This is a genomic window from Thermoleophilum album, from assembly GCF_900108055.1.
Taxonomy (GTDB): domain Bacteria; phylum Actinomycetota; class Thermoleophilia; order Solirubrobacterales; family Thermoleophilaceae; genus Thermoleophilum; species Thermoleophilum album.
Genome location: NZ_FNWJ01000001.1, coordinates 908,749 through 929,132 on the forward strand (window position 1 = coordinate 908,749; position 20,384 = coordinate 929,132).

The window sequence follows — 20,384 nt, forward strand, 5'->3', positions numbered from 1 at the left end:
AGTGACTAAGTCGCAAGCGGTCGGGAAAGCGTTGAGCGCGAGCAGCGAGGAGCGCAAGAGCAAGTGATCGACATCAACAACTTCGACGCAATCAAGATCGGTCTCGCTTCGTCGAAGCAGATCCGGGCTTGGTCGCACGGCGAAGTAACCAAGCCGGAGACCATCAACTACCGCACGCTCAAGCCCGAGCGCGACGGCCTCTTCTGCGAGCGCATCCTTGGTCCAACGAAGGACTGGGAGTGCTACTGCGGGAAGTACAAGCGCGTCCGCTACAAGGGGATCGTTTGCGAGCGCTGCGGCGTCGAGGTCACCCGGTCGAAGGTTCGCCGCGAGCGCATGGGGCACATCGACCTCGCTGCGCCGGTCTCCCACATCTGGTTCTTCAAGGGTGTCCCAAGCCGCATCGGCTATCTGCTCGACATTGCGCCGAAGGAGCTCGAGAAGGTCCTCTACTTCGCTGCGTCGATCGTCACCTACGTCGACGAAGAAGCGCGCCAGAAGGATCTTCCGAAGCTCGAAAAAGAGGTCCAGGCGCAGCTCGACGCGTACGAGGCCGAGCGCGAGGAGCGCATTCAGGAGCTCAAGGAGTCGCTCGAGAGGCGCATCGAATACCTGCGCACGGGCTCACAGGAAGGCTTCTCCGACGAAGATCTGCTTTGGCTCGACACCCTCGATGTCAAGGTTCAAAAGCTGAGCGACGAAGAGCGCGAGAAGCTCGAGCGCGAAGTCCGCAAGCTGATCGAGTCGGAGATCCGCGACACCGAGGCCTACATCGAGGACGCTTGCGAACGCCTGCGTCAGGTCTGGGAGCTTTTCCAAGAGCTCGAGCCGAAGCAGATCATCCCCGACGAGACGCTCTTCCGCGAGCTCAAAGAGCGCTTCGGTTCGCCCTATGGATGGGGTGAGTACTTCCGCGGCGGTATGGGTGCCGAGGCGGTTCGCGACCTGCTCCAGCAGGTCGATCTCGAAGCGCTGCGCGACGAGCTCGAAGAGGAGATTCGTACCTCTAAGGGCCAGAAGCAGAGCCGCGCCGTAAAGCGCCTGAAGGTCGTCTCTGCCTTCCTGAACTCGGACAACAAGCCCGAGTACATGATTCTCGAGGCGATCCCGGTGCTGCCGCCCGATCTGCGGCCGATGGTCCAGCTCGACGGTGGCCGCTTCGCAACCTCGGATCTCAACGATCTCTATCGCCGCGTGATCAACCGCAACAACCGCTTGAAGCGGCTGCTGGACCTTGGCGCGCCGGAGATCATCGTCAACAACGAGAAGCGGATGCTTCAAGAGGCGGTCGATGCGCTGTTCGACAACGGCCGGCGCGGACGCCCGGTTACCGGCCCCGGCAACCGCCCGCTGAAGTCGCTGAGCGACATGCTGAAGGGCAAGCAGGGTCGCTTCCGGCAGAACCTACTGGGCAAGCGCGTCGACTACTCGGGCCGCTCGGTGATCGTGGCCGGTCCCGATCTCAAGATTTGGCAGTGCGGCCTACCCAAGTTGATGGCGCTCGAGCTGTTCAAGCCGTTCGTCATGGCGCGCTTGGTCGAGCGCAAGGCGGTGCAGAACATCAAAGCCGCGAAGAAGCTGGTCGACTCGATGGTCCCCGAGGTCTGGGACGTGCTCGAGGAGGTCATCCAGGAGCACCCCGTACTGCTCAATCGCGCGCCTACCCTGCACCGACTCGGCGTCCAAGCGTTTGAGCCGGTACTGGTCGAAGGCAAGGCGATCCAGGTCCATCCGCTCGTCTGCCAGGCGTTCAACGCGGACTTCGACGGCGACCAGATGGCGGTCCACGTGCCGCTTTCGGCGGAGGCCCAGGCGGAGGCCAGGATCCTCATGCTCTCGGCCAACAACATCCTCTCGCCGGCTCATGGGGCGCCGCTCGCTACCCCGACCCAGGACATGGTCCTCGGGACCTACTACCTGACCTACGGGCCCAGCGAGGAGGAGCTGGCCGAACTCGAGCGGGAGCTCTTCGCCGGCAAGTGGGACACCGACAAGCGCGGACCACGGCCGCACGTCTTCCGCTCGGCGCAGGAGGCGGAGCTCGCCTACGAGGCCGGGGTTGTGACTCTCCACGACCTCGCCGAGTACCGCCAACGCCACCGCGGTCATCACCTGCTCACGACCGTCGGGCGGATCATCTTCAACGAGCGCGTCGAGCGAGCGCTCGAGGAAACGCTGGAAGGCGAGTTCGACCCCGACAGCTACGAGTTCGTCAACCGCACGCTGCGGAAGAAGGACCTCGCCGGGGTCGTGGAGGGTCTGGTCGATCGGCACGGTCCCTACGCGACCGCGCTGGTTCTCGACTCATTCAAGGAGCTCGGTTTCCACTTCGCGACGCAGGCCGGCATCACGATCTCCAAGAACGACTGCGACGTGCCGCCCGACAAGGGCGAGATCCTCGAGCGCTACGAGCGCGAGGTCGAGGAGATCGAGAACCAGTACAACATGGGTCTCATCTCCCAGCAGGAGCGCCACGAGGCGGTCGTCGAGAAGTGGACTCAGGCGACCGAAGAGGTCGGGCAGGCGATGGAGCGGCACCTCGATCCGCTCAACCCGATCTTCATGATGGCCAACTCCGGTGCGCGCGGATCCTTCAAGCAGATCCGCCAGCTCGCCGGCATGCGTGGTCTCATGGCGAACCCGAAGGGCGAGATCATCGAGCGCCCGATCAAGTCCAACTTCCTCGAGGGCTTGTCGGTGCTCGAGTACTTCATCTCGACCCACGGAGCACGCAAGGGTCTCGCCGATACGGCTCTGCGAACCGCGGACTCTGGTTACCTCACCCGCCGTCTCGTCGATGTCGCCCAGGACGTGATCGTGCGCGAGGAGGATTGCGGCAGCGACGAGTACATCGAGGTCCCGTTGCGCGGCGAGGACGGCGAGCTGAACTTGAGCCTGCCCGGTCGCTTCGCCGCCGCGGACATCAAGATCGGCAAAAAGCGCGAGCCACTCGTCGCTGCCGGCGAGCTGATCACGAAGGAGCACGCAAGGCTCCTACTCGAGGCTCATCCAGATGAAAACCCGCGTTTTCCGGTGCGCTCCGTTCTCAAGTGCCGCACCCGCCAGGGTGTTTGCCAGCGCTGCTACGGAGTTGCCCCCGCCACGGGCAAGGTGGTGGCGATCGGTGACGCGATCGGAATCATCGCCGCGCAGTCGATCGGTGAGCCTGGTACGCAGCTCACGCTGCGCACCTTCCACACCGGTGGTGTGGCCGGTGCCGACATCACGCAGGGTCTACCCCGCGTCGTCGAGCTGTTCGAGGCGCGCAAGCCCAAGGGCATGGCCGAAGTCGCGAAGGTCGACGGAACCGTCACGATCGAGGAAACCGAGCGCGGTCTGCGGCTGACGGTGACCGACACCAAGGGCAACGAGCACTCGTACACCTTCCCGCAGCGCACGCGCCTGCTCGTGGAGGACGGCGCGAAGGTGCGGCGGGGCCAGCCGCTAACCGAGGGCTCGATCAACCCGCACGACCTGCTCGAAACCCAGGGCCGTACAGCGGCAGAGCTGTACCTCGTGGAGGAGGTGCAGAACGTCTACCGCTCGCAGGGCGTCGACATCAACGACAAGCACATCGAGGTCATCGTCCGGCAGATGATGAAGAAGGTTCGGATCGAGCAGAAGGGTGACTCGAACTACCTGCCGGGCCAGTTCGTGGATCGCCTGGAAGTGCTCGAAGAGAACGAACGGTTGCGTGCCGAAGGGCGGGAGCCCGCCGAGTTCGAGGAAGTCATCCTCGGAATCACCAAGGCCTCGCTCGCGACCGAGTCCTGGCTGTCAGCGGCCTCCTTCCAGGAGACCACCAAGGTTCTGACAGATGCGGCCCTCGAGGGCAAGGTCGACCGCCTACAAGGTCTCAAGGAGAACGTCATCATCGGCAAGTTGATCCCCGCTGCCACTGGACTCCGCCGCTACCGGCGCCTGGAGGTCGAGCCGGCGGAGCCCGTCCGTCGCGCGGAAGACGAGTTCGGTTTGCTCGAAGACAGCGACCTAGCAGCGGAGCTCGGCTTGACCGACGGGGAGATCGAAGGATTTGGTCTCGGCAACGGTGACGAGCAGGTCACCTTCGGTGAGGAGATCGCAGATCTCGGCGGCCAGGGCGACGACGACTCGTCTTAACTGCTCGCGAGAGAGCGGGCCCACGACAGCAAGCGCGCCGCGTGGTCGCGCGTAAGGCCGCGCGAGGGCTCGGTTTCGACGAGCAAGGTTGGCGCGCCTCGCCGACGCGCCCACTGGTGGCACGACTCGTCGAGATTGTCATCGATCCATGCCAGCGGTCTGGAGCCCGCGAAGCGCTCGATCGCAGGCAGTTTCCAGTGTGCACCCCCCGGTTTTGGAGTCCCGTCGAAACGAACGACCGGCAGCTCCGGCCAAGGCAGCCCGAGCAATCGTGGCAAGTAGTCGTTTGCGCGCTCTTCCCAGCCCGTGGCCCACACCAGCTCGAAAGCTCCAGCGAGCCGCACGAGCTCGCGTCCGGCGGCCAGTGACAGGCAGTGGGGAACCCCATCAACGTATGCCCATTCGACCGCTGCGGGAACGTCGCTGTCGAAACCGAAGAGGCTGATCACGCCATCGACGTCGACAAACAGGAGTGGTCGCATTGCGGCCTCTCATTAGCAGCTCTCCGCGATCAGCGGATTTACGAGTTTGTGGCAGCAGGGTTTACGCGCGTGCAAGCGGAACCGATAGGTCGTAGGGCGACGGACACCGGTTTCGAGGCTCGAAACGAGGGCGATGGAGCTCAAACTGCAACTAGGACTTCTTCTCGCGCTTGCCTGCGCCGTAGCGACCAACGTCGCGTTCCTGCTCAAGCACCGGGGCGCGATGCAGGCCCCGCCCGTCTCCTTCAAACACCCGCTGCAGAGCGCCGTCGGACTGTTTCGGTCGCGATGGTTCGCGCTCGGGATGGCGGTCGCCTGTGGTGCGTGGTTGCTGCACGTCGCTGCGCTCGCGCTCGCGCCACTGTCGCTTGTCCAGGCGGTGCTGGCGGGAGGCGTTGCGCTCATCGCTGTGCTCGCCGAGCGCGGCTTCGGGCACAGCGTGGGGCGTCGCCAGTGGCTCGGGGTAGGTCTCACGGCGAGCGGCTTGATGCTGTTGGCCGTGACCAACCCGGGGGGTGGCAGCGGTAACGGCTATTCGGCAGCAGCGATGGCGTTGTTCGAGGGCACGCTGCTGTCGATTGGTCTGGCGTTGGCCTTGAGTCCGGGATTCCGGCGCCATCCCCGCGGAGGGGTCGTGCTCGGCCTCTCTGCAGGGGTGCTCTTCGGCGTTTCCGATGTCGCGCTCAAGGCGCTTGCGACCGCGCTGCCCGCGGCTGGTCCCGTTGCCCTCGTCTCGCCCTGGGCTGTGAGCGCGTTGGCGGCGTCAATCGCGGGCTTCTACGCCTCAGCCCGGGGACTGCAGGTCGGCGACGCCGTCGGCGTCATCACCGTGACCAGCGCTTCCGCGAACGTGACCGCAATCGCCGGCGGTCTCCTCGTCTTTGCCGAGCCCTTGCCTTCGGATCCGCTTACGCTCGTTGTCCAGGTGGCCGCCTTCATCGCAATCGTCACGGCGGCAACCCTGCTACCTGCCCCGGTCAGGGCAGCTCAAGCGCGGGCCGGCGCTTAACGATCGGATCGCAGGCACGCCAAGCGCGATCGCCGGCGCACTGAACGGCTCGCTCGGCCGACCACTGCTACTATCAGCCGCCGCATGCCGACGATCAATCAGCTAGTACGCAAGGGCCGCGAGCGTAAGCGCGAGAAGGTCGCGACCCCGGGTCTCAAGTCGGGAAGCGGGACGCGGAATCGCGTCGCTGCACCGCAGCGCCGCGGCGTTTGCACGCGTGTTTACACGGTCACGCCAAAGAAGCCGAACTCGGCGCTGAGGAAGGTAGCCCGGGTGCGTCTTACCAACGGCATGGAAGTGACCGCCTATATCCCCGGCGAAGGTCACAACCTGCAGGAGCACTCGGTAGTTCTGGTGCGTGGTGGGCGTGTCAAGGACCTTCCGGGGGTGCGCTACAAGATCATCCGCGGCACCCTCGATGCGGCCGGCGTCTCTGATCGCAAGAAGGCACGCTCGCGCTACGGGGTCAAAGCCAAGTAATGCCCCGCCGCGCCTCGCCGCCGCCGCGTCCGATTGAGCCCGACCCGGTCTACGGGTCGCGGTTGGTTCAGCAGTTGATCAACAAGGTGATGCGCGACGGCAAGAAGTCGCTCGCGGAGCGGATCGTCTATCAGGCCCTCGATCTAGCCGCCAAGCGCTCTGGTCAGGAGCCCGTCGAGGCGCTTGAGAAAGCGATCAAGGAGCTCACGCCGGTTCTGGAGGTGCGCTCGCGTCGCGTGGGTGGCGCCACTTATCAAGTGCCGGTCGAAGTTCCGGCTCGCCGTGGTCGGACACTTGCGATTCGCTGGCTCGTGCAGTTCGCTCGTCAGCGTCGCGAGAAGTCGATGGTTGAACGCCTCGCCAACGAGATCCTCGACGCTCAGCAGCAGCAGGGCGGCGCCTACAAGCGGAAGGACGACATCTTCCGGATGGCGCAAGCGAACAAGGCGTTCGCCCACTATCGCTGGTAGCGCGCTGTCAGGGCTCAGCCCGAGCTTTCCTGCGCGCGCAACTCCCTTTCGCTTGTTCGAGCGGGGTCGGCTTGCGCTCTTGACGGCCGTCGTGCCGAGCTTCCTTTGCGCCGGTTTCTCGTGAACGTCGCGACGCCGAGTGCGAGGATCGCGAGAGCGGCCACTAGTTCGATGTAGAAGCCGATACCAGCCTTACCGACAGCGCCCTCATAGTCGCTTCCGATAGCTCCGGTGCGGGTGGTCTCGGGCAGATCGATTAGGAGGGTAAGCAGGAGGGCGACTAGGCCCAGCGCTCCCATGGCAACCGACGCCGGGAGGCTCCGCCCAACGGTCGCGCCGAGGGCCATCACGGCGGCTACCAGCGCGATCAGCAGCATCGCTCCGGCGTGTTGCTCGAAGCCGCTCACGACACACCGGTCCGCAAGCGCGGGATTGGCGTCGTTGATGACCTCGCAAGAACCCGCGGCGAGCTCGACGCGGGCGACCGGAAGCGCCTCCGACACGGCCAGCATGGCGCTTGCGAGCGTCGCCGCGGCGAGCAGCGCCGCCCCGGCCGGATCACGACGCGCAAACCGCGCCGTGCGCTTGAGGAGAGCCCTCGGCCCTCTGCTACCATCCCCTGCCGTTCCGGCGGAGGACGCCCTCTCGATGTGCGTGTCTTCCGTCAGCTGGTTCTCCGGAGTCCGACCCGACGACATGGAGTCGCTGCCGAGATAGAACGTAACCGGGCAAGCGAACTTGTCGGTGTCGGGCCCGGGTGACCGGGCCCTTTTTCTGCTCCGCTACCCGAAGTCGATCGAGAAACCATGCCACGCAAAGTTCCACTCGAGAGGACGCGCAACATCGGCATCATGGCGCATATCGATGCCGGCAAGACGACTACCACTGAGCGCATCCTCTTCTACACCGGCCGCACCCACAAGCTTGGTGAGGTGCACGAGGGCGCGGCCACGATGGACTGGATGGAGCAGGAGCAGGAGCGCGGCATCACGATCACCTCAGCGGCGACTACCGCCTTCTGGAAGGACCACCGCATCAACATCATCGACACGCCGGGGCACGTCGACTTCACGGTCGAGGTCGAGCGCTCGCTGCGCGTGCTGGACGGCGCGATAGCGGTCTTCGACGCCGTAGCGGGGGTCGAGCCGCAGTCCGAGACGGTCTGGCGACAGGCCGACAAATACCGGGTCCCGCGCATCGCCTTCATCAACAAGATGGACCGCGTCGGGGCGAACTTCGACGCGTCGGTGCAATCGATGATCGATCGGCTGGGCGCGCGTCCTGTGCCGATCCAGCTGCCCCTCGGCTCCGAGGCCGACTTTCGCGGCGTCATCGACCTGATCACGATGAAGGCCATCGTCTGGCACGACGAGCTCGGCCGCGAGTGGGGCGAAGAGGAGATCCCCGCCGATCAGCTCGAGCGTGCGCAAGCTGCGCGCACGGAGCTCATCGAGGCGGTCGCCGAGTACGACGACGAGCTGATGGAGGACTACCTCGAGGACCGGCCGATCGAGCCCGCCCGCCTGAAGGCCGATCTGCGCAAGGCGACGCTCGACTTTCACGCCGGCGAGCGGCCACCGCTGACCCCGGTGCTCTGCGGCGCGGCTTTCAAGAACAAAGGCATTCAGCCGCTGCTCGACGCGGTCATCGATTACCTCCCGAGCCCGCTCGACATTCCGCCGGTGACAGGGATCGTTCCCGGGACCGCGGACGAGCACGGTGAGCCGCGCGTCGAACAACGGGAGCCTCGGGACGACGCGCCCTTCGCAGCGCTCGCTTTCAAAGTGATGTCCGACCCCTTCGTGGGCAAGCTCACCTACTTCCGGGTCTATTCGGGAACGCTGCAAGCCGGCTCCAAGGTCCTCAACGCGACGACCGGTCGCACCGAGCGGATCGGGCGCCTCCTGATGATGCACGCGAACCACCGCGAAGAGCAGGAGGAGGTCTATGCCGGCGACATCGCGGCGGCGGTGGGGCTCAAGCAGACCTCGACCGGCGACACCCTCTGCGATCCGCAGCACCCGATCGTGCTCGAAACGATGCAGTTCCCGGAGCCGGTCGTTCACCTCTCGATCGAGCCGAAGACGAAGGCCGACCAGGAGAAGCTCTCGGTGGGGCTTTCGCGGCTCGCCGAGGAAGACCCGACGTTCCGCGTGCGGACTGACGAGGAGACCGGTCAGACGGTGATCTCCGGGATGGGCGAGCTGCACCTCGAGGTGATCGTCGACCGTCTGCGGCGCGAGTTCGGTGTCGACGCCAACGTTGGCCGTCCGCAAGTGGCATACCGGGAGACGATTAAGGGCACCGCCAAGCGCGTCGAGGGCAAGTTCATCCGGCAGACCGGTGGTGCCGGCCAGTACGGCGTCGTCTATATCGACGTCGAGCCGGCAGCGGGCGAAGGCTTCGACTTCGTCAACGAGGTCAAGGGCGGCGCCGTGCCCTCGGAGTTCATCCCAGCCGTCGAGCAGGGCATCGAGGAGGCGATGGCGTCCGGGGTCTTGGCGGGGTATCCGGTACAAGACGTCCGCGTGCGCCTCGTCGACGGCAAGGCGCACGAGGTCGACTCGAGCGAGATGGCCTTCAAGATCGCCGGATCGCTGGCTTTCAAGGAGGCTGTCAAGCGCGCCAATCCGGTGCTGCTGGAGCCGATCATGGCGGTCGAGGTCGTCACGCCGCAGGAGTTCGTCGGCGACGTCATCGGCGACCTCTCCCGCCGGCGCGGGCGTGTCGAGTCCCAAGAGCAGCGCGGCAATGCGATTGCCGTGCGCGCCAGTGTGCCGCTGGCGGAGATGTTCGGCTACGCGACCGACCTGCGCTCGATGACTCAGGGACGGGCTACCTACACGATGCAGTTCAGTCACTACGAGGAAGTGCCTCCGCAAATCGCCCGCGAGATCGTCGAGAGCCGAGCGGGCGAGCCGGTAGGCGCCGCTAGCTAACGGGTATGTTTCCTCCGCTGGCCGAGCGTCGCCCTACGAATGCTTGAGAACAGACTTCGAGAAAGGAGTTAACGGGAGTGGCAAAGGAGAAGTTCGAACGCACCAAGCCGCACGTCAACGTCGGCACCATCGGTCACATCGACCACGGCAAGACGACCCTGACGGCCGCGATCACGAAGGTGCTCGCGGAGACCGTCGGTGGTGAGGCCAAGTCGTTCGAGGAGATCGACAACGCGCCGGAAGAGCGAGAGCGCGGAATCACGATCGCTACTTCCCACGTCGAGTACCAAACCGAGAAGCGGCACTACGCGCACGTCGACTGCCCGGGCCACGCCGACTACATCAAGAACATGATCACCGGCGCCGCTCAGATGGACGGCGCGATCCTCGTCGTCTCGGCTGCCGACGGACCGATGCCGCAGACGCGTGAGCACGTGCTGCTGGCACGGCAGGTCAACGTGCCGTACATCGTTGTCTTCCTCAACAAGGTCGACATGGTCGACGACGAGGAGCTTCTAGAGCTGGTCGAGATGGAAGTCCGGGAGCTCCTCTCCGAGTACGAGTACCCCGGCGACGAGGTTCCAGTCATCAAGGGCTCGGCGCTGAAGGCGCTGGAGGGGGACGAGGAGTACAAGAAGCGGATCCTCGAGCTCGCCGAGGCGCTCGACACCTACATCCCCGAGCCCGAACGTCCGCTCGACAAGCCGTTCCTGATGCCCATCGAGGACGTCTTCACGATCACCGGTCGAGGCACCGTCGTCACCGGCCGGATCGAGCAGGGAATCATCAAGACGGGCGACGAGGTCGAGATCGTCGGTATCCGCCCGACGCAGAAGACGGTCGTCACCGGCGTCGAGATGTTCCGCAAGATCCTCGACGAGGGGCGGGCCGGCGACAACGTCGGCTGCTTGCTGCGCGGTATCGAGCGCGACGCTGTGGAGCGCGGGCAGGTGCTGGCGGCTCCGGGCTCGATCACCCCGCATACCAAGTTCAAGGCGCAGGTCTACGCGCTTAAGAAGGAAGAGGGCGGTCGCCACACGCCGTTCTTCAACGGCTACAGGCCCCAGTTCTACTTCCGCACCACCGACGTCACTGGTGTCTGCCAGCTACCGGAGGGAACCGAGATGGTGATGCCCGGCGACAACGTCGAGCTCACCGTCGAGCTGATCCAGCCGATCGCCATGGACGAAGGTCTCCGCTTCGCGATTCGCGAGGGAGGCCGCACCGTGGGCTCGGGGGTGGTGACCAAGATCCTCGAGTAGGGATCGACTTCTCAGCGTTGCTCGGGGGCGGGCGCATGCCCGCCCCCGAGCGCGTAGGGAGAGGCTCGCACGATGGCATCTGTGACCCAAAACAAGATCCGCATCCGACTCAAGGCGTACGACCCTTCGGCCATCGAGACTGCCGCACGGGAGATCGTCGAGACCGCCGTGCGCACCGGTGCGCGCGTCTCGGGTCCGGTGCCGCTGCCCACGGAGCGCAACGTGTACTGCGTGATCCGCGGCCCCTTCAAGGACAAAGACTCGCGCGAGCACTTCGAAATCCGCACGCACAAGCGCCTGATCGATATCCATCAGCCGACGCCCAAGACCGTCGACTCCTTGCAGCGCCTCGATCACCTGCCGGCCGGGGTCGACATTCAGATCCAGCTCGTCTGACGTGAACGGTCTGCTTGGCAAGAAGCTCGGGATGACGCAGCTGTTCGGCGAGGACGGCAAGCTCGAGCGTGTGACCGTGCTTGAGGTCGGTCCCTGCTGGGTCACCGCCGTGCGTCGCGAGGAGCGTGACGGCTACGACGCAATTCAACTGGGGTACGAACCGGTTCGCGAGAAGGTTCTCAACCGCCCGCGGCTCGGTCATCTAAGAAAGGCAGGCGTGCCGCCGCTGCGCCTGCTTCGCGAGTTTCGCGGCCCGGTGGGTGAGCTCGAAGTAGGTGCCGAACTCCGCGTCGAGCAGGTTTTTGAACCGGGCCAGATAGTCAAGGTGTCCGGGACCTCCATCGGCAAGGGCTTCCAAGGGACGATCCGCCGCCACGGCTTCCAGCGTGGTCCGGAAACGCACGGTTCGCGCAACATCCGTAAGCCCGGCTCGATCGGCGCGGCCGCTGATCCGTCCCGCGTATTCAAAGGGCTGCGCATGGCGGGTCGAATGGGGGGCGGCCGCGTCACTCAGCGTGGCCTGCGCGTCGTTCAGGTAGTGCCGGACGAGAACTTGCTGCTGGTGCGGGGCTCCGTGCCCGGTCCCCGCGGCGGCTACGTGGAGGTACGCAGGGAGCGATGAGCGCCGCATTGCAAGCCGAGTTCATCGCTGGCGGGAGCGGTCCGCTGGAGCTCGATCCGAGCATCTTCGACTGCGACTTCAATGAGCCGGTCGTGCACCTCACGGTCGTCGCAGAGCTCGCGGCCCGGCGGCGCGGCACGCACTCGACGCTCACGCGTGGCGAGGTAGCGATGACCGGCGCCAAGGCGTGGCGTCAAAAAGGCACCGGGCGCGCGCGTGTCGGACCGCTTTCGACACCGCAGCGGCGCGGCGGCGGTGTGGCTTTCGGACCGAAGCCACGCTCCTACGTGAAGAAGGTCAATCGCAAGGCGCGGCGACTGGCTTTGCGCAGCGTGCTGTCGCTGCACGCGCGGCGTGGCTCGCTCCGCCTCGTCGATCCCGCAGCCTTCCCCGCTCCGAAAACGCGGAGCGGTGCCGAGGCCTTGCAGCGCTTCCCTGGCGAGGGGCGCGTGTTGCTGGTGGCGGAGTCCGGCGCCGACGCCTGCGTCAAGTCTTTCCGCAACCTTGCCGTATGCGAGACGGCGCCGGTGGATCGGGTCGGTGTCGTCGACCTGCTCGCTGCTCAGCGTCTGCTGCTCACGCCCGGGGCGCTGGAATACCTATCGACGATCGCGCGGCCCCCGGTGCGTCCTGCGGGCGTTACCGCCGGCGACCAGGAGGGCGAGTCATGAGCGATCCCCGATCGGTGCTGATCGAGCCGGTGCTGAGCGAGAAGACCTACGCGCTCCTTTCAGCCAATAAGTACACGTTCCGCGTGCACGAGCGGGCAACCAAGGTCGATATCCGGCGCGCCGTCGAGCAGCAGTTCGGGGTGCGCGTGCGCGACGTGCGTACCGCGTGGGTCAAGCCGAAGCCCAAGCGCCGCGGCGTTCACTCTGGGCACCGGCGACGGTGGAAGAAGGCGATCGTGACCCTCCATCCGGAGGACTCGATCGAGCTCTTCGAGGGTCAGGCGAACGAGTGAGATGGCGATCAAGAAGCACAGACCGGTAACGCCTGGGCGTAGGTTCGCTACCTACTCGACCCACGACGAGGTGACGCGCGAGCGTCCCGAGAAGTCGTTGACGCACGGCCTCAAGAAGACCGGCGGCAGGAACGCCTATGGGCGCATCACCTCACGCCACCGCGGCGGCGGCGCAAAGCGCAAGTACCGCCTGATCGACTTCAAGCGCCGCAAGGACGGTGTACCGGCGCGTGTTGCTGCCATCGAGTACGACCCGAACCGCAGTGCGCACATCGCGCTTCTCAACTACGCGGACGGGGAGAAGCGTTACATCCTCGCCCCCGAAGGACTGGCGGTCGGCGACGTCGTTATGTCCGGGGAAGAGGCCGAGATTCGCGTTGGCAACGCGCTGCCGCTGCGCGCGATACCGACGGGCACCACGGTCCACAACGTGGAGCTGACACCGGGCCGCGGTGGCCAGCTTGGGCGGGCTGCCGGCGCCGCCATTCAGCTGGTCGCCAAGGAGGGTCGTTACGCCACGCTGCGGTTGCCGTCTGGGGAGATGCGCATGGTGCTTGCCGAGTGCCGAGCCACCGTCGGACAGATCGGTCACGCCGAGCACGCCAACATCACCCTCGGCAAGGCGGGGCGCTCACGGCACCTCGGTCGCCGTCCACAAACGCGTGGGGTGGCGATGAACCCGGTCGACCATCCGCACGGCGGGGGCGAGGCTCATCACACGCCTGGTGGCCACCCGGTGACTCCGTGGGGCGTGCCGACCCTCGGCTATCGAACGCGTAAGAAGCGCAAGGCCTCCGATCGCCTGATCGTCCGCGGACGTCGTCGCGGTCGCAAGAAGGGAGGCAACCGCTGATGGGTCGCTCGACGAAGAAAGGCCCCTACGTCGATGAGCGTCTGATGCGACGCATCCAGGAGCTCAACGAGCGCGGCGAGAAACAGATCATCAAGACCTGGTCGCGCGACTCGACGATCTTCCCCGAAATGGTCGGCCACACGATCGCTGTCCACGATGGCCGCAAGCACGTACCGGTCTTCATCACGGAAGCGATGGTCGGCCACAAGCTCGGCGAGTTCGCGCCGACTCGCACCTACCGCGGTCACGCTGGCAGCGAAAAGGTCAAGGGTCGATGAGCGAGCAGCGCGACAAGCAGAGCCCCGAGCAGTCCGAGCAGGGGCGGGAAGAGCCCACTCAGCAGCAGCAGGCGGAGTCGTCCAGCGGTGGCGCCAAGGCGGCGGAGAAACGGGCCCCCGAGGCGCAAGCGCAAGCCACCGGCGAGCCGATCGTTGTTCGCGCACGAGCGCGCTACGTGCGTCGCACGCCACGGAAGGTCCGGCTAGTGATCGATCACGTCCGCGGAAAGCCCGTCGAGGAGGCGCGGGCGCTTTTGAGAAACACGCCGCGCGCAGCTGCTCGCGACGTCCTCAAGCTCTTGGACTCGGCGGTCGCTAACGCTGAGAGCCGACACGAGCTAACTCCCGGCGAACTTCGGATTGCACGCATCTGGGCCGACGAAGGTCCGACCATCAAGCGTTGGCGACCGCGCGCGTTCGGCCGCGCGACCCGCATCGACAAGCGCACCAGCCATATCACTGTCGAGCTCGAGCCGATCGTCAGCGGGAGGTAAGTCCGTGGGGCAAAAAGTTCATCCAGAGGCGCTGAGGGTCGGCTACATCCACGACTGGAAGTCGACCTGGTTCAGCGAGCGTGAGTTCGCCGACTACCTGCTGGAGGACATTCGAATTCGCCAGCACATCATCGGCAAGCTCGCGCACGCTGGTCTTAGCGACATCACGATCAAGAAGAACAAGAACGAAGTCGAGGTGAACATCCACACCGCGCGGCCGGGCATCGTGATCGGGAAGTCCGGCAGCGAGGTGGAGGCGCTGCGCAAGGAGCTGCACGACCTCACGCGCAAAGCGGTGAAGGTCAACATCCTGGAGATCAAACGCCCCGAGCTCGACGCCAAGCTCGTTGCTCAGGCGATCGCCGAGCAACTCCAGAACCGCGTGGCTTTCCGCCGCGCGATGAAGCGGGCTCTGACCTCCGCGATGCGCTCGGGCGCGAAGGGTGTTCGTATCCAGGTGTCCGGTCGGCTCGGCGGCGCCGAGATGGCACGCACCGAGGGCTACTCGGATGGGCGCGTGCCGCTGCACACTCTGCGCGCCGACATCGACTACGGATTCCACGAGGCGCATACCACCTTCGGCCGCATCGGCGTGAAGGTCTGGATCAACAAGGGCAAAATCATGCCCCAGGGGTTCGCCCAGGACCTCACCGAGATCGAGGCTCCTCGGGCCGTCAGCCCCGGTCGCGGTCGCAACGGTGGTCGCCGCGGCGGGGAAGAGCGACGGACTGGCCCGTCGCAGGAGGCGTGACAGATGCTCCAACCTCGCAAAGTCAAGTACCGCAAACAGCACCGCGGACGCATGCGCGGGGTCTCGAAAGGGGGCACCCGTGTGGAGTTCGGCGAGTACGGTCTGAAAGCGCTCGAGCCCGCGTGGATCACGAACCGCCAGATCGAGGCCGCGCGCGTGGCGATCACCCGCAAGATCAAGCGTGGCGGGAAGGTTTGGATAAACATCTTCCCCGACAAGCCCTACACGAAGAAGCCTGCGGAGACGCGGATGGGTTCGGGCAAGGGCTCCCCGGAGGGCTGGGTCGCTGTCGTCAAGCCCGGCCGCGTGATGTTCGAGCTCGCCGGTGTGCCGGAGCCGCTGGCGCGTGAAGCGATGAGACTCGCTGGTCACAAACTCCCGATCAAGACCAAGTTCGTGATGCGGGAGGGCACGGAGCAGTGAAGGCCACCGAGGTGCGACAGCTCGACGATGCCGCGCTGGTCGAGTTCATCGATGCCGCGCGGCAGGAGCTCTTCAACCTGCGCTTCCAGCACGCAACCGGGCAACTCGAAAACACTGCTCGCATCAAGCAAGTGAAGAAGGACATAGCCAGAGGCTTGACGATCGCGCGCGAGCGAGGGTTGGACGTCGACCGCGCACTAGCTGCGCTGCGACGTGAGCGCGCCGAACGGAACTAGTGGGGGTCGCAGTGGCCGTGGAGCAGGACGCAACACCTTCGAAGCGCGAGCGCGCCGCGCAGCTCGCCGAAGAGCGCGCGCAGCTGCGCAAAGCCAAGCGCGCAGCACGCCGCCGGCGGCGCCTGCGCGAGCGCGAGCGCCGCAAGGCGCAAGCCGTTCAAAACGCACCACAGGTAGCCGGTGATGGCGACTCACAGGCGCCGGCAGCCGGCGCCCACAAAAGGCGCCGCAAGGTGCGCGAGGGAGTAGTAACCTCTGCGCGCGCGGACAAGACGATCGTTGTCAGGGTCGAGAGGCAGCAGCCGCACCCTGTCTACGGGAAGATCGTCCGCACCTCCAAGAAGCTCCACGCGCACGACGAGCGTAACGAGGCGCGCGAAGGCGACGTCGTGCGGATCGTCGAATCGAGACCGCTCAGCCGCACCAAGCGCTGGCGTCTCCTGGAGATCCTCGAGCGGGCCCGATGATCCAGCAAGAGTCGAGACTAAAAGTTGCCGACAACACAGGCGCACGGGAGATCCTCTGCATCCGCGTGCTGGGGGGAGGTCACCGTCGCTACGCGCGGGTGGGCGACGTCATCGTGGCCACCGTCAAGCAAGCGATCCCTCACGGCTCGGTCAAGAAGGGGGACGTGGTACGTGCCGTGGTTGTCAGAACGCGCAAGGAGTACGGGCGCGACGATGGCACCTACATCGCCTTCGACGAGAACGCCGCGGTTTTGATCGATAACCAGAACAACCCGCGTGGCACGCGTATCTTCGGGCCGGTGGCCCGAGAGCTTCGCGACCGCAACTTCATGAAGATCATCTCCCTCGCGCCCGAGGTGCTCTGAAGGCGATGGCTCGAATGCGCATCCGCAAGGACGACATGGTGCGTGTGATCTCCGGCAAGGACCGGGGGAAGACCGGTCGCGTCCTGCGCGTCGATCCCGCTAAGCGGCGCGTTTGGGTAGAGGGCGTGAACATCCAAAAGAAACACCTGCGGCCGCGCACGCTCCGTGATGTCCAGCGCCAGCAGGAAGTCGGTGGCATCCTCGAGCGTGAGGGGCCGATCCACGTATCGAACGTCATGCTTGTCGACCCCAAGAGCGGGCAGCCGACGCGGGTCGGGGTCGTTCGTCGTGACGGCCGACGGGTGAGGATCGCGAAGCGCAGCGGCGCGGAGATCGACTGATGGAAGCGGGCGTCGCGGTCAAACCACGCCTTCGCGAGCGTTACGAGCGCGAGGTACGTCCGCGCCTGCAGGAGCGCTTTGGTTACCGCAACCCAATGCAGGTACCAGGGCTCGAGAAGATCGTTCTCAACATGGGAGTCGGGGACGCCAAGCAAGATGCCAACGTTCTCGAGTCGGCGATCACGCAGCTCGCACAGATCGCTGGCCAACGGCCCAACGTGCGGCGGGCCAAGCGCTCGATTGCCGGCTTCAAGCTAAGGGCAGGCATGCCTGTAGGTGTGACCGTGACGCTGCGTCGAGCACGGATGTGGGAGTTTCTCGACCGCCTCACGACGATCGCGATCCCGCGCATCCGCGACTTTCGGGGTCTCGATCCGCGCTCCTTCGACGGTCGCGGCAACTACACGTTCGGTATCCGGGAGCAGATCATCTTCCCCGAGGTCGATTACGACTCGATCGACCAGGTCCGAGGTCTGGACGTCACCATTGTCACCACAGCTGCGACCGATGAGGAAGCGTTTGCCCTGCTAAGTGAGCTCGGCATGCCTTTCCGAGCGGGAGGGCCGGATAGCGGCTCCGGCGCTACTAGCGACGCTCCTAGCAATAACTCCTGAACGCTTCGAAAGGAACCAGACAGATGCCCAAAAAGTCACAGTGGGTTCGCCAACAGCGTCCCCAGAAGTACCAGACAAGGAACTACAACCGGTGCCGCCGTTGCGGCCGGCCGCGCGCCTATCTGCGGCGCTTTGGTCTCTGCCGAATCTGCCTACGCCAACTCGCGCACGAGGGCATGATCCCCGGGCTAACGAAGGCGAGCTGGTAGCACCAAGATGACGCTGACAGACCCGATAGCCGACTTCCTGACGCGCCTGCGCAACGCGATCAACGCCGGCCACAGCGAGGTCGCGATGCCCTCCTCCAAGTTCAAGGCGGAGATCGCGCGGATCCTCAAGGAACAGGGTTACATCGACGACTATCGGGTCGAACCGGCGGCGGTCGGGCGCCGGCTGGTCGTTAAGCTGCGCTGGAGCGAGGATCGTAAGCCCGCGATCTCGGGCCTCGAGCGCGTATCGAAGCCGGGCCGGCGGCAGTACGTGTCGGTCGAGCGGATTCCGAAGGTGCGCGGTGGGACCGGTATCGCGATCGTCTCGACCTCGCGGGGGGTCTTGTCGGACCACGAGGCGAGGCGCCTCGGTGTGGGCGGCGAGCTAGTCGCGAAGGTTTGGTAGTGGCTATCTGGGGGCGAACGCAGTCGTGAGTCGCATCGGAAAACAGCCGATTCCGCTGCCCGAAGGCGTCGAGGTACGGATCGAGCCCGAGCGCGTAAAGGTCAAGGGCCCGAAAGGCGAGCTCGAGGAGCGGATCGCGCGCGACATCGAGGTAGTCGAGGAGGACGGCAAGCTAGTCGTCCGGCGCCCGACCGACCGTCGTCACCACAAGGCGTTGCACGGGCTTACTCGGACGCTCGTGGCGAACATGGTCGAAGGCGTCACCCGCGGCTTCGAGAAACGCCTCGAGATCCAGGGCGTCGGTTACCGCGCCCAGTTGCAAGGACGCAAGCTGGTGTTGCAGGTCGGGTTTTCGCATCCGGTCGAGTTCGAGCCCCCGGAAGGGATCGAGTTCGAAGTGCCGCAGCCAACGCAGATCGTGGTGAAGGGCATCTCTAAGCAGCTGGTCGGCGAGGTCGCCGCGCGTATCCGAAAGGTGCGGCCACCTGAGCCGTACAAGGGCAAGGGCATCCGCTACCAGGGCGAGTACGTCGCCCGCAAGGTCGGTAAGAGAACGTGATCGAGACGAAGGAAAGGCGCATGAAGCGAGTCCGGCGGGCGCGCCGCCGGCGCCGTGTGCGCGCGCGGATTCGCGGCACAGCAGAGCGTCCGCGTCTCTCCGTGCACCGCTCGAACCGCGGAGTTCAGGCACAACTCATCGACGACGACGCGGGCCGCACGCTTGCCCACGTGGTGTGGACGGAGCCGGAGCTCCGCAACCTCGGGAAGATGGAGCAAGCCCGCCAAGCCGGGAAGATTCTCGCCGAGCGGGCGCGAGCGGTGGGTATCGAGACGTGTGTGTTCGATCGCAACGGTTATCGCTACCACGGTCGCGTGCGCGCGCTTGCCGAAGGTGCCCGCGAAGGCGGCTTGCGCTTCTAGTCGCCGAGGGAGCGGTCAACGGGGTTTCGCTAGGGTCAAGTTCGGATGGCAGCAAGGGATAGGGCAAGACCACTCGGCGGCGCGGAACTGCAGGAGCGCGTCGTCGAGATAAACCGCGTAGCTAAGGTCGTCAAGGGGGGTCGCCGTTTCTCGTTCACGGCGTTGGTCGTCGTTGGCGACGAGGCCGGCAACGTCGGCGTCGGATACGGCAAGGCCAAAGAGGTTCCCGTTGCCATCCAAAAAGCCGTAGAGAAGGCGCGGCGCGCAATGTTTCGGGTGCCGATGCACGGCAGCACGATCACTCACGAGGTGATCGGGGAGCACGGCGCCTCGCGGGTCTTGCTCAAGCCCGCCGCACCCGGCACGGGTGTGATCGCCGGCGGTGGTGTGCGCGCTGTGCTCGAGCTCGCTGGCGTGCACGACGTCTTGTCGAAATCGCTGGGAAGCCAAAACCCGATCAACGTCGTGAGGGCGACCGTCGACGCGCTGCGCAAGCTGCGGGATCCGGTGGAAGTCGCGCGGATCCGTGGCCTCACCGTCCGTCAGGTTCTGGGGCTCGAGCCGGTCGGAGCGCACGCCGACGCTTCCAACTCGGAGGACAACCGATGAGCACGGCGAAGATCCGTATCCGCCAAGTGCGGTCTGCGAACGGCGCGAGTCGGCGTCAGCTTGAGACACTGCGGGCGCTCGGCTTGGGACGTATCGGCCGGGCCACCGAGCGACCCCTTTCGCCAGCGGTGCGCGGCCAGATCCAAGCGATCCGCCACCTCGTCGAAGTCGAGGAGGTCGCATGAGCGAGCCAGCTCTCCACAACCTGCGCCCTGCTCCGGGGTCGCGGCGTACCCGCAAACGCGTGGGTCGCGGTGAGGGCTCCGGGACAGGTAAAACCGCTGGCCGCGGCACAAAAGGTGCCGGTGCCCGATCAGGCAACAAGCGCCGGGCTTCCTACGAGGGCGGGCAGAATCCGCTGCACATGCGGCTCCGAAAGTTGCGCGGGCCGCACATGAAGAAGTCGATGCCTTTCGAGCGCTTCGGGCGTACGCTCAGCCAGGCGGTCAATCTGCGCGATCTGGAAGCGCGCTTCGCGGCCGACGAGGTCGTCACCCCCGAGACGCTGCGGGCGCGAGGGCTCGCCAAACGCAAGGGAATCCCCGTCAAGATCCTCGGCGAGGGCGAGCTAACGAAACCGCTCACGGTGCGCGTCCACGCGGTCTCGGCGAGCGCGCGAGCGAAGATTGAGCAAGCGAAGGGCAGCGTCGAGCTGATCGGGCGCTGAATCCCGC

29 protein-coding genes are annotated in these 20,384 nt (G+C 65.6%); 27 read left to right on the forward strand and 2 right to left on the reverse strand.

All coding sequences use genetic code 11. The annotated features are described in order from the left end of the window. The first annotated feature begins 63 nt into the window (after positions 1-63). Entirely contained in the window at positions 64-4,119 is a 4,056-nt protein-coding gene (locus BLW41_RS04430; protein WP_093116552.1) for a DNA-directed RNA polymerase subunit beta', read from the forward strand. Here BLW41_RS04430 and BLW41_RS04435 read toward each other — a convergent pair. Then, positions 4,116-4,601 carry an HAD domain-containing protein gene (locus BLW41_RS04435; RefSeq protein WP_093116554.1) on the reverse strand — a complete coding sequence of 162 codons (486 nt, stop codon included), beginning with the start codon at positions 4,599-4,601 and terminating at the stop codon, positions 4,116-4,118. The genes BLW41_RS04430 and BLW41_RS04435 overlap by 4 nt on opposite strands. 133 nt (positions 4,602-4,734) lie before the next feature. Here BLW41_RS04435 and BLW41_RS04440 point away from each other — a divergent pair, with 133 nt between their 5' ends. The 3 genes from BLW41_RS04440 (at position 4,735) to rpsG (ending at position 6,560) form a co-directional block, all read left to right on the forward strand. Beyond that, positions 4,735-5,610: a hypothetical protein gene (locus BLW41_RS04440; RefSeq protein WP_093116556.1), complete on the forward strand. Its 876-nt coding sequence runs from the start codon at positions 4,735-4,737 to the stop codon at positions 5,608-5,610. 84 nt (positions 5,611-5,694) lie between these two features. Then, positions 5,695-6,090 (forward strand): 30S ribosomal protein S12, encoded by a 396-nt coding sequence (rpsL, locus tag BLW41_RS04445; RefSeq protein ID WP_093116558.1) that lies wholly within the window; start codon positions 5,695-5,697, stop codon positions 6,088-6,090. Beyond that, positions 6,090-6,560, forward strand: a complete 471-nt coding sequence (gene rpsG / locus BLW41_RS04450; RefSeq protein ID WP_093116560.1) for a 30S ribosomal protein S7 — start codon at positions 6,090-6,092, stop codon at positions 6,558-6,560. Before rpsL ends, rpsG begins: the two co-directional genes overlap by 1 nt. 14 nt (positions 6,561-6,574) lie before the next feature. Here the strand turns inward: rpsG and BLW41_RS04455 are convergent, their stop codons facing one another. Continuing rightward, complete coding sequence (locus tag BLW41_RS04455; RefSeq protein WP_143038581.1) at positions 6,575-7,072, reverse strand: hypothetical protein; 498 nt, start codon at positions 7,070-7,072, stop codon at positions 6,575-6,577. Between the two features lie 294 nt (positions 7,073-7,366). On the opposite strand from BLW41_RS04455, the gene fusA reads away from it, so the two are divergent. The 23 genes from fusA to rplO all read left to right on the forward strand — a co-directional run bounded on the left by fusA (position 7,367) and on the right by rplO (position 20,377). Beyond that, on the forward strand, positions 7,367-9,499 hold the full coding sequence (fusA, locus tag BLW41_RS04460) for an elongation factor G (protein ID WP_093116564.1): 2,133 nt from the start codon (positions 7,367-7,369) through the stop codon (positions 9,497-9,499). A gap of 77 nt (positions 9,500-9,576) precedes the next feature. After that, on the forward strand, positions 9,577-10,761 hold the full coding sequence (tuf, locus tag BLW41_RS04465; protein ID WP_093116566.1) for an elongation factor Tu: 1,185 nt from the start codon (positions 9,577-9,579) through the stop codon (positions 10,759-10,761). An 81-nt stretch (positions 10,762-10,842) separates the two neighbouring features. Further along, a complete protein-coding gene (gene rpsJ / locus BLW41_RS04470) occupies positions 10,843-11,157 on the forward strand; it encodes a 30S ribosomal protein S10 (protein ID WP_093116568.1) in 315 nt (104 codons plus the stop codon). Between the two features lies 1 nt (position 11,158). Beyond that, complete coding sequence (gene rplC, locus BLW41_RS04475) at positions 11,159-11,779, forward strand: 50S ribosomal protein L3 (protein WP_093116570.1); 621 nt, start codon at positions 11,159-11,161, stop codon at positions 11,777-11,779. Beyond that, positions 11,776-12,450 carry a 50S ribosomal protein L4 gene (gene rplD / locus BLW41_RS04480; protein ID WP_093116572.1) on the forward strand — a complete coding sequence of 225 codons (675 nt, stop codon included), beginning with the start codon at positions 11,776-11,778 and terminating at the stop codon, positions 12,448-12,450. Before rplC ends, rplD begins: the two co-directional genes overlap by 4 nt. After that, on the forward strand, positions 12,447-12,743 hold the full coding sequence (gene rplW / locus BLW41_RS04485; RefSeq protein WP_093116574.1) for a 50S ribosomal protein L23: 297 nt from the start codon (positions 12,447-12,449) through the stop codon (positions 12,741-12,743). Before rplD ends, rplW begins: the two co-directional genes overlap by 4 nt. 1 nt (position 12,744) lies before the next feature. Continuing rightward, positions 12,745-13,596 (forward strand): 50S ribosomal protein L2, encoded by an 852-nt coding sequence (gene rplB, locus BLW41_RS04490; RefSeq protein WP_093116576.1) that lies wholly within the window; start codon positions 12,745-12,747, stop codon positions 13,594-13,596. Continuing rightward, the gene (gene rpsS / locus BLW41_RS04495) at positions 13,596-13,874 is read left to right on the forward strand and encodes a 30S ribosomal protein S19 (protein WP_093116578.1); all 279 of its coding nucleotides are present in this window, start codon (positions 13,596-13,598) and stop codon (positions 13,872-13,874) included. The genes rplB and rpsS overlap by 1 nt, the downstream gene beginning before the upstream one ends. A gap of 149 nt (positions 13,875-14,023) precedes the next feature. Then, positions 14,024-14,368, forward strand: coding sequence for a 50S ribosomal protein L22 (gene rplV / locus BLW41_RS04500; RefSeq protein WP_093117353.1), 345 nt, complete (start codon positions 14,024-14,026; stop codon positions 14,366-14,368). 4 nt (positions 14,369-14,372) lie between these two features. Next, positions 14,373-15,119 carry a 30S ribosomal protein S3 gene (gene rpsC, locus BLW41_RS04505; protein WP_093116580.1) on the forward strand — a complete coding sequence of 249 codons (747 nt, stop codon included), beginning with the start codon at positions 14,373-14,375 and terminating at the stop codon, positions 15,117-15,119. A 3-nt stretch (positions 15,120-15,122) separates the two neighbouring features. Beyond that, a complete protein-coding gene (gene rplP / locus BLW41_RS04510; protein ID WP_093116582.1) occupies positions 15,123-15,542 on the forward strand; it encodes a 50S ribosomal protein L16 in 420 nt (139 codons plus the stop codon). After that, positions 15,539-15,778: a 50S ribosomal protein L29 gene (rpmC, locus tag BLW41_RS04515; RefSeq protein ID WP_093116584.1), complete on the forward strand. Its 240-nt coding sequence runs from the start codon at positions 15,539-15,541 to the stop codon at positions 15,776-15,778. The genes rplP and rpmC overlap by 4 nt, the downstream gene beginning before the upstream one ends. A gap of 233 nt (positions 15,779-16,011) precedes the next feature. Continuing rightward, entirely contained in the window at positions 16,012-16,245 is a 234-nt protein-coding gene (gene rpsQ, locus BLW41_RS04520) for a 30S ribosomal protein S17 (RefSeq protein ID WP_245689046.1), read from the forward strand. Next, positions 16,242-16,610, forward strand: a complete 369-nt coding sequence (gene rplN, locus BLW41_RS04525) for a 50S ribosomal protein L14 (RefSeq protein ID WP_093116586.1) — start codon at positions 16,242-16,244, stop codon at positions 16,608-16,610. The genes rpsQ and rplN overlap by 4 nt, the downstream gene beginning before the upstream one ends. 14 nt (positions 16,611-16,624) lie before the next feature. After that, the gene (gene rplX, locus BLW41_RS04530) at positions 16,625-16,951 is read left to right on the forward strand and encodes a 50S ribosomal protein L24 (protein ID WP_093116588.1); all 327 of its coding nucleotides are present in this window, start codon (positions 16,625-16,627) and stop codon (positions 16,949-16,951) included. Next, entirely contained in the window at positions 16,951-17,565 is a 615-nt protein-coding gene (gene rplE / locus BLW41_RS04535) for a 50S ribosomal protein L5 (RefSeq protein ID WP_093116590.1), read from the forward strand. The genes rplX and rplE overlap by 1 nt, the downstream gene beginning before the upstream one ends. 23 nt (positions 17,566-17,588) lie before the next feature. Further along, a complete protein-coding gene (locus BLW41_RS04540) occupies positions 17,589-17,774 on the forward strand; it encodes a type Z 30S ribosomal protein S14 (RefSeq protein WP_093116592.1) in 186 nt (61 codons plus the stop codon). A 7-nt stretch (positions 17,775-17,781) separates the two neighbouring features. After that, the gene (rpsH, locus tag BLW41_RS04545) at positions 17,782-18,180 is read left to right on the forward strand and encodes a 30S ribosomal protein S8 (RefSeq protein WP_093116594.1); all 399 of its coding nucleotides are present in this window, start codon (positions 17,782-17,784) and stop codon (positions 18,178-18,180) included. A gap of 25 nt (positions 18,181-18,205) precedes the next feature. Next, positions 18,206-18,739: a 50S ribosomal protein L6 gene (gene rplF / locus BLW41_RS04550; RefSeq protein WP_093116596.1), complete on the forward strand. Its 534-nt coding sequence runs from the start codon at positions 18,206-18,208 to the stop codon at positions 18,737-18,739. Positions 18,740-18,759: 20 nt separating this feature from the next. Beyond that, positions 18,760-19,101, forward strand: coding sequence for a 50S ribosomal protein L18 (gene rplR / locus BLW41_RS04555; protein ID WP_093116598.1), 342 nt, complete (start codon positions 18,760-18,762; stop codon positions 19,099-19,101). Between the two features lie 45 nt (positions 19,102-19,146). Continuing rightward, positions 19,147-19,710, forward strand: coding sequence for a 30S ribosomal protein S5 (gene rpsE / locus BLW41_RS04560; RefSeq protein WP_093116600.1), 564 nt, complete (start codon positions 19,147-19,149; stop codon positions 19,708-19,710). Then, a complete protein-coding gene (gene rpmD, locus BLW41_RS04565) occupies positions 19,707-19,895 on the forward strand; it encodes a 50S ribosomal protein L30 (RefSeq protein WP_093116602.1) in 189 nt (62 codons plus the stop codon). Before rpsE ends, rpmD begins: the two co-directional genes overlap by 4 nt. Further along, positions 19,892-20,377 carry a 50S ribosomal protein L15 gene (gene rplO / locus BLW41_RS04570; RefSeq protein ID WP_093116604.1) on the forward strand — a complete coding sequence of 162 codons (486 nt, stop codon included), beginning with the start codon at positions 19,892-19,894 and terminating at the stop codon, positions 20,375-20,377. The genes rpmD and rplO overlap by 4 nt, the downstream gene beginning before the upstream one ends. Positions 20,378-20,384: the final 7 nt, after the last annotated feature.